The sequence below is a fragment of the Luteibacter sp. P4_D7_3 genome (assembly GCF_056401735.1).
Genome location: NZ_JBFUIT010000162.1, coordinates 1 through 8,755 on the forward strand (window position 1 = coordinate 1; position 8,755 = coordinate 8,755).

Annotated in this window: 9 protein-coding genes; 6 read left to right on the forward strand and 3 right to left on the reverse strand. The window is 64.0% G+C overall.

Annotated elements, in window-relative coordinates:
- Positions 1-941: hybrid sensor histidine kinase/response regulator (locus tag AC1DSN_RS14095; RefSeq protein WP_477331224.1), on the forward strand; the 941-nt coding region annotated here is incomplete at its 5' end.
- Between the two features lie 92 nt (positions 942-1,033).
- On the opposite strand, the gene AC1DSN_RS14100 is transcribed toward AC1DSN_RS14095, so the two are convergent.
- Together AC1DSN_RS14100 and AC1DSN_RS14105 are read right to left on the reverse strand one after the other, a co-directional pair.
- Positions 1,034-2,065 (reverse strand): LLM class flavin-dependent oxidoreductase, encoded by a 1,032-nt coding sequence (locus AC1DSN_RS14100; protein WP_477331226.1) that lies wholly within the window; start codon positions 2,063-2,065, stop codon positions 1,034-1,036.
- The gene (locus AC1DSN_RS14105; protein ID WP_477296305.1) at positions 2,062-2,994 is read right to left on the reverse strand and encodes an ATP-grasp domain-containing protein; all 933 of its coding nucleotides are present in this window, start codon (positions 2,992-2,994) and stop codon (positions 2,062-2,064) included. The genes AC1DSN_RS14100 and AC1DSN_RS14105 overlap by 4 nt, the downstream gene beginning before the upstream one ends.
- A 237-nt stretch (positions 2,995-3,231) precedes the next feature.
- Between AC1DSN_RS14105 and AC1DSN_RS14110 the strand changes: the two genes are divergently transcribed.
- The 5 genes from AC1DSN_RS14110 to AC1DSN_RS14130 all read left to right on the forward strand — a co-directional run bounded on the left by AC1DSN_RS14110 (position 3,232) and on the right by AC1DSN_RS14130 (position 8,570).
- Entirely contained in the window at positions 3,232-4,614 is a 1,383-nt protein-coding gene (locus tag AC1DSN_RS14110) for a serine hydrolase domain-containing protein (protein WP_477298288.1), read from the forward strand.
- A gap of 97 nt (positions 4,615-4,711) precedes the next feature.
- On the forward strand, positions 4,712-5,437 hold the full coding sequence (locus tag AC1DSN_RS14115; RefSeq protein WP_477331228.1) for a hypothetical protein: 726 nt from the start codon (positions 4,712-4,714) through the stop codon (positions 5,435-5,437).
- 199 nt (positions 5,438-5,636) lie between these two features.
- Positions 5,637-6,728 (forward strand): sensor histidine kinase, encoded by a 1,092-nt coding sequence (locus AC1DSN_RS14120; RefSeq protein ID WP_477331230.1) that lies wholly within the window; start codon positions 5,637-5,639, stop codon positions 6,726-6,728.
- Positions 6,725-7,465 (forward strand): LytR/AlgR family response regulator transcription factor, encoded by a 741-nt coding sequence (locus AC1DSN_RS14125; RefSeq protein WP_063571720.1) that lies wholly within the window; start codon positions 6,725-6,727, stop codon positions 7,463-7,465. Before AC1DSN_RS14120 ends, AC1DSN_RS14125 begins: the two co-directional genes overlap by 4 nt.
- A 127-nt stretch (positions 7,466-7,592) precedes the next feature.
- Complete coding sequence (locus AC1DSN_RS14130; RefSeq protein ID WP_213947204.1) at positions 7,593-8,570, forward strand: TolB-like translocation protein; 978 nt, start codon at positions 7,593-7,595, stop codon at positions 8,568-8,570.
- Here the strand turns inward: AC1DSN_RS14130 and AC1DSN_RS14135 are convergent.
- On the reverse strand, positions 8,508-8,755 hold a 248-nt coding region (locus tag AC1DSN_RS14135), incomplete at its 5' end, for a helix-turn-helix domain-containing protein (RefSeq protein ID WP_477331232.1). The genes AC1DSN_RS14130 and AC1DSN_RS14135 overlap by 63 nt on opposite strands.

The following is an 8,755-nucleotide window of genomic DNA, read 5'->3' on the forward strand; positions in this document are numbered from 1 at the left end:
ATGTGTCGCGCGTCAGCCAGGGCAAGATCGTGCTGAAGCGCGAGAGGGTCGAGATCGCGGAGGTCGTCCAGTCGGCGCTTGAAGCGAGCCAGCCGTTCGTCGAGGGTGGCAATCACACGCTCCGGGTCAACACGGGTGCCCGGTCGCTTTGGGTCAACGGTGACAAGACGCGCCTCACGCAGGTGGTGGCGAACCTGCTCAACAATGCGGCCAAGTACACCCCGACAGGCGGCACGCTCACGCTGGATACCTACCGGGACGAGCAGGACGTCGTGATTGCCGTGTCCGATAATGGCATGGGTATTCCGAAGACCATGCAGTCGAACATCTTCGAGCTGTTTACCCAGGTGGGCGAGCACCTGACCCGCTCACAGGGGGGCCTGGGTATCGGTCTCGCACTGGTGAAGCAGCTCGTATCGATGCACGACGGATCGATCTCGGTGAGTAGCGACGGCGAGAACAAGGGCAGCACGTTTGCCGTTCGACTGCCTCTTCTCGTGGTCAACGACGAGGAGGCCAGCGAGCGCACGGCGACGGACCCCGGGGCAAACGGTGGTCCGCTCAGCATCCTGGTCGTCGACGACAACGCGGACATCGCCGAGACCTTCGGCTGGCTGCTGAGCGACATGGGACATGAGTACCGGATCGTTCTCGATGGACGGACGGCGCTGGAGGCTGCCCGTGAGTTCCGGCCGGACGTGGTCCTGCTGGACATCGGGATGCCTTCGATCGACGGCTACGCTGTCTGCCGGGCGTTTCGCGACGATCCTGGCCTTCGTTACCTGCCCATCATCGCGCAGACCGGGTGGGGGCAGGAGGCCGACAAGGCTGCGACCGCCCGGGCCGGTTTCGACTACCACCTGGTCAAGCCGGTGGGCTATGGCGAGTTGCAGCAGGCCCTGGCCTTCGTCATGCATGCGGATAGAGCGCAGGCCGGCTGAGGGGTAAACCTTTCCGTACTGCGCAGGCACTCACCGCTACCGTAGGCCGCTGCCGCGGGATCGCCGATGAATCGGCTCCTACAACACGAGGGTCAGCTATCGCTGGTGGCCTGGATCACCTGCCGCGAGAAGCGTTCCATCTCCTCCAGCTGCGGGCTCATCTGCAACAACAGCAGATCGAGGCCCGCGGCGGAGAATTCGGCGATACGGGCGCGTACCTGCGCTGGCGTACCGACCAGCCCGGGACGCAGGCCACGGTTGGAAACCGAGTATTCCTTGATCTTCAGCTCGCGCTCGAGCTGCGTTCCTGAAAGCCACTGGTCGAAGTTGGCAAAGCCGGGCGCCTCGGTATCCAATGCCGTGATGCGCTCGACCTCGGCCAGCGCCTCTTCCTCGGTGTCGCGCACGATCGCATAGGCGGCCATGCCGTACTGCATCGGCGGCTGGCCATTGCGCTCCCTCCGGGCACGCATGTCGGCGATCTTCTCGGCAATGAACGCCGGCTCGTCGCCGTGCATGACGTAGGCATCGCAGCGTTCGGCGATAAGCGTCTTGGCGGCCTCGGATTCCCCACCGGCGTAGATGGTCGGCCGTGGCGACGAGAGCGGCTTCGGCTCGCAGATGGCGTCCTTCAGCTGGTATCGCTCGCCGGTGAAAGTGAAGGGGGTTTGCGACCAGAGACCATCGACCACCTGCAGCCACTCGTTGGTGCGCGCGTAACGGTCGTCGTGCTGGTCGAATTGCAGGCCGTACTGGTTGGCTTCGTCCGCCCACCATGAGGAGACGACGTTCAGCGCAAGCCGTCCGCCGGAGATGCGGTCGATATTGGCAGCCTGCTTGGCGAAGMGGGCCGGCTGATGAAAGTTGGGGCGCACCGCCACCATGATCTCGAGCTTCTTTGTGACGGCTGCCAGGGCCGCCGCACTCGACCAGGCGTCGAGCGCGGGCTCGGTGACGCCTTTGATGTCGTTGAGGTTCAGTTCGGCGATGAGTGTGAGGTCATAGCCGATCTCCTCGGCGCGTAGACACAGCCGGCTGAGGTACTCCCAGCTCGCCTCCATGTTCTCGTCGCGGATATTGCGTAGCCATCCGCCGAAGACAGGCGCCCAGAATCCGTACCTCATGCTGCTTTTCCCGTAGTTGCGTGGATGGCGTGGGACAGGTAGTCGACCAGCTTCTCGTGGGGATCCCATCCCAACACGTTGAGCGGATCTGCCACGAAATTGGAAAGACCATTGATGTCGTAGAACCGGCGCACGCCGTCGCGGTCGTCGATCATGAACTCGATGCCGCCGATGTCCAGCTTCGCGGCGCGGGCGATGGCCTCGGCGGCACGTATCGCTTCGGCATCGGGTTTGAATTCGCTCACGGTGACGGTCGGCTTGTCGATCAGGCAGACATCGGCGGGGCACAGATCGAAGGTGCCGCCATCGGTGTTGAGTGAAATGGCGTAAAGGAACTTGCCGTCGAGGGTTTCCATGCGAACCATGCGCTGATCGCGCGCCGGCACGTATTCCTGCACCAGGGTGACGCTGTCGATACCCCTGGGTGTGGTCCCGTTGGCGACGGCCTGTTCGAGCTCTTCCCGCGTGTCGTAGCGCGACACGCCAGCGCCTGATCCGCCGATATTCACCTTGACGATGACGGGGAAGCGAAGCCCGCGGGTGGCCGCGACGATGTCAGCCTGACGGTGGACGACGTGCGTGGCGGGGATATCCAGACCGAGCGACTTGATCACCGACATCTGCCGCGCCTTGGACGCATCGATGGCGAGGGCAGGGGTGCCGTTGATAACCCGTGCGCCGTTCAACTCCCAATGCGCATAGAGCGACTGGGCATAAAAAATGGGGTGTTCGTCCTGTCGCAGGAAGGAACTCATCGCCAGGCGGCTGAATACCAGTGGGGCCGGAGCGGCTTTCTCGGCGATATCGAACCCATGATCCTCGAAGCGAATGGCCTGGTAAGCCACGCCGCGGCGATCGAGCGCGGAGAAAAGCGGCTTGAACCATTCGGGGTGTTCGTAAACGATCGCCAGGGAGGGTGCGTCGGACATGCGTTGGCTTCGATCTGTAAGGACTTACAGAGATTTCCCATGGTGCGTGATCAAAGTCAAGTGAAGATGGCAGTATGGACGTCTTAAAGTCCACACGAAGTCTCGCCGTGGCGGTCGTCGCTTTGTTCATGCGATCGCTTTCGTCCCCGGAATCAGGCGTTTCGTCCCCAGGCACTGGCACGCGGCCTAGCAAGGTAAGAAAGTGCGAATCGGGTCAGGGTTAAGGGACGGGCGCGCATGGCTTCTCGCAGCATCAAGACGGTCGGCGGCATGGTGGTGCTTCTCGCCGTGGCCACTGCCGCCTTTTATACGCTTTCCGTCGGGGATCTTTTCCGCACGGCGACCAACTCGGTCAGTCGGTCACTTTGCGGGGCGGTTTTCATTTCGCACGTGGATCCCGACCGTCTCTTCCGCGAAGAACAGTTGCCGAACATGCGCAGCATCGGCTGGGCGCTACGTTACCGCGTGGACGCCGAGCACCGCGAGGTCCGCACGACGGTCCTCGGCGCGTTCGGCGCGCGGGCGGTCTTTCGGGAAGGATTGGGATGCCTGCTCGTGCATGGCGGCGAAGAGGTGCCCGATGTGGCCGGCGTCGTTGGCGTAGCGGCTAGCGATACGCCAGACCCGATGGGGCCGGACGTGGTTGAGCCGACCGACGCTGGCCTTCGCCAGGCCCTCGACCTGGCCTTCTCCGAACCCAACCAGGCGAGCCCACGGCTGACCAAGGGCCTCGTCGTACTCCACGACGGCAAGCTCATCGCTGAGCGGTATGCACCCGGCTATGGGCCGGAAACGCCGATCTGGGGTCACTCCCTGTCGAAATCGGTCACCAACGCCGTAGTGGGCGTCCTCGTGCGCGAGGGCAAACTCCGGCTGGATCAGCGAGCGGGTATGCCGGCGGATCCGAGGATCACTATCGACCAGTTGTTGCGCATGGATAGCGGGCTGCCTTTCGACGAGACGGACGGGCCGCTCAATCCGATGTCGCGCATGTTCTTCCTCGAAAGCGACATGGCCCGCTATGCGGCGACGGTGCCACTCGTCCATGCACCCGGCACGGCCTGGGCCTATAGCAACCTCGGCTACGTATGGCTCTCTCGCGTGGCGATGGATGCCGCGGGCGCACGCGACGCCGTCGCGGCCGAAGGCTTCGTGCGCAAGGCGTTGTTCGCACCGCTGGGCATGCGTCATGCCGTGATCGAGACCGATGGCGCCGGCACGCCCGTGGGGTCGAGCCATGTTTACGCATCCACCCGCGACTTTGCGCGCTTCGGCCAGCTTTACCTCGACGATGGGGTGATCGACGGCCAGCGAATCCTGCCCGAGGGCTGGGTCGCTTACAGCCACTCGCAAACGCTCGATACCGGCTACGGCGCAGGCTTCTGGACCAACCTGGTCAATAAGGGCAGCGTGCCGGTCTGGGACGCCCCGTGGGGGCTGCCCGAGCTGCCTAAGGATATGTACTTCGCGCGTGGCGCGTTCGGTCAGTACATCGTCATCGTGCCGTCGGAACGGCTGGTTGTTGCGCGCCTGGGCATCAGTATCCGCGGCGGTACGGGCATCGGCGAGGTCGTCGCGAAGATCATCACGGCGCTGCACCGGCAGGCATCGTCGCAGTAATCCTTGCGACATACCTCTCCGACCCGGACTTTTGGGTGCTATCGGACCGCTTGCATCGTCGCTACGCTCGTTCGTGGCACCTTTGCTGGGGATAAGCATGAGCAGCGTGGAGATCGGCCGGACCTCGTCGAAGGGCGTGCGGCCACCGTTCTATCTCGTCATGTCGTTGGCGATGGCGGCGGTCATCATCGCCGGCTTTTCGCGAACGGTGCCGGACGATTTCACCGCGGGGCCGGCGTTTCCGCTGCTTCTGGCCATCCACGGGATGGTCTTCACCCTCTGGATCGTTCTCTTCGTTGCCCAGCCGGCGATCGTCGCACGCGGCTCGCTCAAGCTTCATCGCCGTGTCGGATGGGTTGGCGCGGGCCTGGCGGCAGCGATGGTCGCGATGGGTCTGGCAGCGACCCTGTATGCGATCCACTCCAGTTCGGTCCCCTCGTTTTTCCCACCGCCCCTGTTCCTGGTGATGAATACGATTGGCATCCTGGTCTTCGGTGGCCTGGTCACCGCAGGCGTGATGCACCGCAAGAAGGCCGAGTGGCACAAGCGCCTGATGCTCTGCGCGACGATTTCCATCCTTGGGCCGGGCATCGGGCGGCTGTTGCCGATGGAATCGTTCGGTCGCGCCGCGCCCCTGGTGATGTTCGCCGCCATTTTGGCCTTCGGACTGGCGGGGCCGATCTACGATGCGATCATCCGGCGTCGTGTGCACCCGGCCTACCTATGGGGCGTTTCGACCATCCTGGTCAGCATGATGATCACGGGGCCGATCGCGTTTACCCCAGCCGCTCGTGCGCTGGTCGCGTTCATTCGCTCGGTGTAGCCGCGTCCGCCAACCACCGCGCAGCACGACCGCTCGACATGCATTCCGGACCGTTCGTCACGGGCGCCGCGCCGTCCATCCTGTCGCGCACGACACGCGTGCGTGTACGTTCTATCGTTGCACGATGGACCCGACTGACGGCACTGTTCTCGACGTGGAGCGTCTCGCATACTTGGCCCGTTCCGCCGGGGAAAACGCCGTGACCGATCCGATGACATGGCCCGTGTGGAAGAAGCGGGCACTGGTACTGGCCCTGTGGACGGTGCTGGCCGTCTCCTACGCCGCAAGTGCCGTGATCTCCGCGCGTGCCGAAGGCCATCCGGCGGGCTGGACAAGGCCGCTGGTCTGGACCTTCGTCGACTTCTATCTCTGGATGTTCCTGACACCGGTGGTGGCCTGGCTTGGCAGGGCGACCGCGAAGGGCGGTTGGGGACGCTTCTTCGCGATCCACCTACCGGCGGGCGCGGTGTTGGCGACGGCGCAGGTGCTGCTCACGCTGTCGTTGTACTGGGCGATCTGCGGGCCGTCGGCGTCCATGAAGGGCATGACCTTCGGTGCCTTCGTGCTCATGCAGTTCGTCTACAACGCCCATCTGAGTTTCATCACTTACTGGGTGTTGCTGGTGTTGCTTCGCGCGATCGACTCGCAGCAGCGTCTGCGCGACGAACGACTGCGCAATTCGTACCTGGAAACCCAACTCGTGCAGTCCCAGTTGCAGACGCTTCGCGTGCAGCTACAGCCGCATTTCCTGTTCAATACGCTGAATGCGATCTCGGCGCTGGCACTCGCCGACCCGATGCAGGCACGCCTGATGATTTCCCGGTTGAGCGATTTCCTCCGGCTCACGCTGGAGGAACGGCACGCGCAGCAGGTGCCGCTGTCACGCGAGCTCGAGTTCCTCGAGTGCTATCTCGGCATCCAGCAGGTGCGTTTCCAGGATCGCCTGGTGACRCACATGGACGTCGCCAGCGATACGGTGCGTGCCCTCGTGCCCAACATGATCCTGCAACCGCTCGTAGAGAACGCGTTACGCCATGGCCTGCTGGACAAACCCGAGCGCGGCACGTTGCACATCGTGACGCGTCGCCACGGTGACGACCTGCACGTCCAGGTCGATGACGACGGTCTGGGCCTGCCACCGGAAGGCGCGAAGGACGGCATCGGCCTGGGCAACACACGAACGCGGCTGGACATGCTGTTCGGCGGGTCGGCCACGCTGGAGCTGTCGCGACGTGCCGACGGCGGCACGCGCGTCGAGATGCGCTTCCCCTACCGGGAGCAGGCGGCATGAGTGCGCCTGCCATTCGGGCGCTGCTGGTCGACGACGAGATGCTGGCCCGGCTCGCACTCCGCCAGGCGCTGGCGTCGCATCCGGATATCGACGTCGTCGGCGAATGCGGCAACGCCACCGAGGCGAAGCAGGCTATCGCGGCCCTGGAGCCGGAGCTGCTGTTCCTGGACATCCGCATGCCGGGCATGGACGGCTTCCGTCTGCTGCACGGGATGCAGCGCAGTACCTTGCCGATGGTCGTTTTTGCGACGGCGTATGGGCAGCATGCCCTGCGCGCGTTCGACGCGAATGCCATCGATTACCTGCTGAAGCCCATCGACCAGGCACGTTTCGACCAGGCCATGTGTCGGGTGCGGCAGCATTGGCAGGGACTGAACGTCGCTTCGGTGAGCGCTCCGACGGCGTATCTCCAACGCATCAGTGTGCCCAGCGGCGAGCACATCCGGGTGATCGCCACCGCTGACATCGACTGGATTCGAGCCGATGGAAACTACGTCCGTATCCATGCCGCCGGTACCTCGCATCTGCACCGCGAGCCGCTGACGGGGCTGCTGGCGACGCTCGATCCTGCGCGCTTTCTGCGCATCCATCGTGGCATCGTCGTCAATGTCGACCGCATCGCCGAGGTGCATCCGCTGTTCCAGGGTAGTGCCGAAGTGGTCCTGCACGATGGCACGAGGCTCAACCTCAGCCGGCGCTTCCGCGCCAGTGCACGTCACGCGCTGGGTATGAGCTGACCGTTCGTAACGTGCCGCTCGCCGCTCGTCCCACACGACACACCATCGATCACATTTCGCATGCGCGGCCGTTCCGACAGGCTCATCGTTCCTAGGGTCAAACACACCCGGTGACGAGGAACCCCTCATGCGATCGAGCACGTACATCCTGACGACCACGCTTTTTCTCGGCCTCATCGGAGCCACGGCGATGGCCGGTGAACTCCTGGCCCCGGGCATCATCTCGACGGGGCTGCAGGAGACGTCGGCGGCGGTGACGCCGGACGGGAAGACGGTGTACTTCATGCGTTCGGACTTCGCCGAAAAGGACGATACGATCCTGGTGTCGCATCGTGACGGAAAGCAATGGTCGGTGCCTGAGGTCGCGCCGTTCTCCGGACAGTGGCACGATTCCGAGCCGGCCCTGTCACCTGACGGCAAGCGCCTCTACTTCGTGTCGAACCGTCCGCTGAAGGAGGGCGGTGAAGCCCTTGTCGCGGAGCTGGGCGGAAAGCAGTTTCCCGGCACCAACCTCTGGTACGTCGAGCAGCAGTCGAACGGCAAGTGGGGCACGCCGGTGCACATCGATGGCCAGATCAATGACGGTGCGCAGATCTACAACCCGTCCGTCGCCGCCAGCGGCAATATCTATTTCTCCGCGCACCGGCCCGACTCGGGCAAGCTGTACCAGATCTACGTCGCTCGCCGCACGGAATCGGGTTACGCAGCGCCCGAGCGTGTCGACCTCGGCGATGTGGCCCAGAACCGCATGGATCCCGGCATCGATCCCGACGAGCGTTACATCGTCTACTCGGGCAACGAGGGCGATTCGGTAGGCAGTACCGATATCTACATCAGCTTCCGCGGCGCGGACGGCAAATGGGCCAAGCCGGAACGTTTGCCGGGAGACATCAACAGCACGTCGCTCGACATCGCGCCGGTGCCGGGTCGTGTCTTCGGCGAGGTGTACCTTTCCAGCAATCGTTCCGACGGGCCGCGGTATCCGAAAGTGCGTGACGACCTCGGATCACTTCAGCATCGCCTGTCGTCACCCGAGAACGGCTCACGAAACATCTGGCGTTTCGATATCTCGTTGACCTTGAAAGACCACGGGCTGGACCACTAAGGGAAGTCTTCCGCGCAGCGTCGAAGGCGACGTGCCGAGCAGGCGACGTGTCCATCGGGCGAGGTGGCTGGCATCGGTGAAGCCTGTCTCCCACGCGGTATCCGCAAGGCTCGCGCCCTCGCCGAGTCGCAGGCGGGCTCGCTCGACTCTCCGTGAGACGACGAACTGATGGACCGATACACCCG

What these genes read in the sequence shown, in the direction of transcription:
- AC1DSN_RS14105 (WP_477296305.1), bottom strand. Translation starts at nt 2,994, where the DNA reads ATGTCCGACGCACCCTCCCTGGCGATCGTTTACGAACACCCCGAATGG.
- AC1DSN_RS14130 (WP_213947204.1), top strand. Translation starts at nt 7,593, where the DNA reads ATGCGATCGAGCACGTACATCCTGACGACCACGCTTTTTCTCGGCCTC.
- AC1DSN_RS14115 (WP_477331228.1), top strand. Translation starts at nt 4,712, where the DNA reads ATGAGCAGCGTGGAGATCGGCCGGACCTCGTCGAAGGGCGTGCGGCCA.
- AC1DSN_RS14110 (WP_477298288.1), top strand. Translation starts at nt 3,232, where the DNA reads ATGGCTTCTCGCAGCATCAAGACGGTCGGCGGCATGGTGGTGCTTCTC.
- AC1DSN_RS14125 (WP_063571720.1), top strand. Translation starts at nt 6,725, where the DNA reads ATGAGTGCGCCTGCCATTCGGGCGCTGCTGGTCGACGACGAGATGCTG.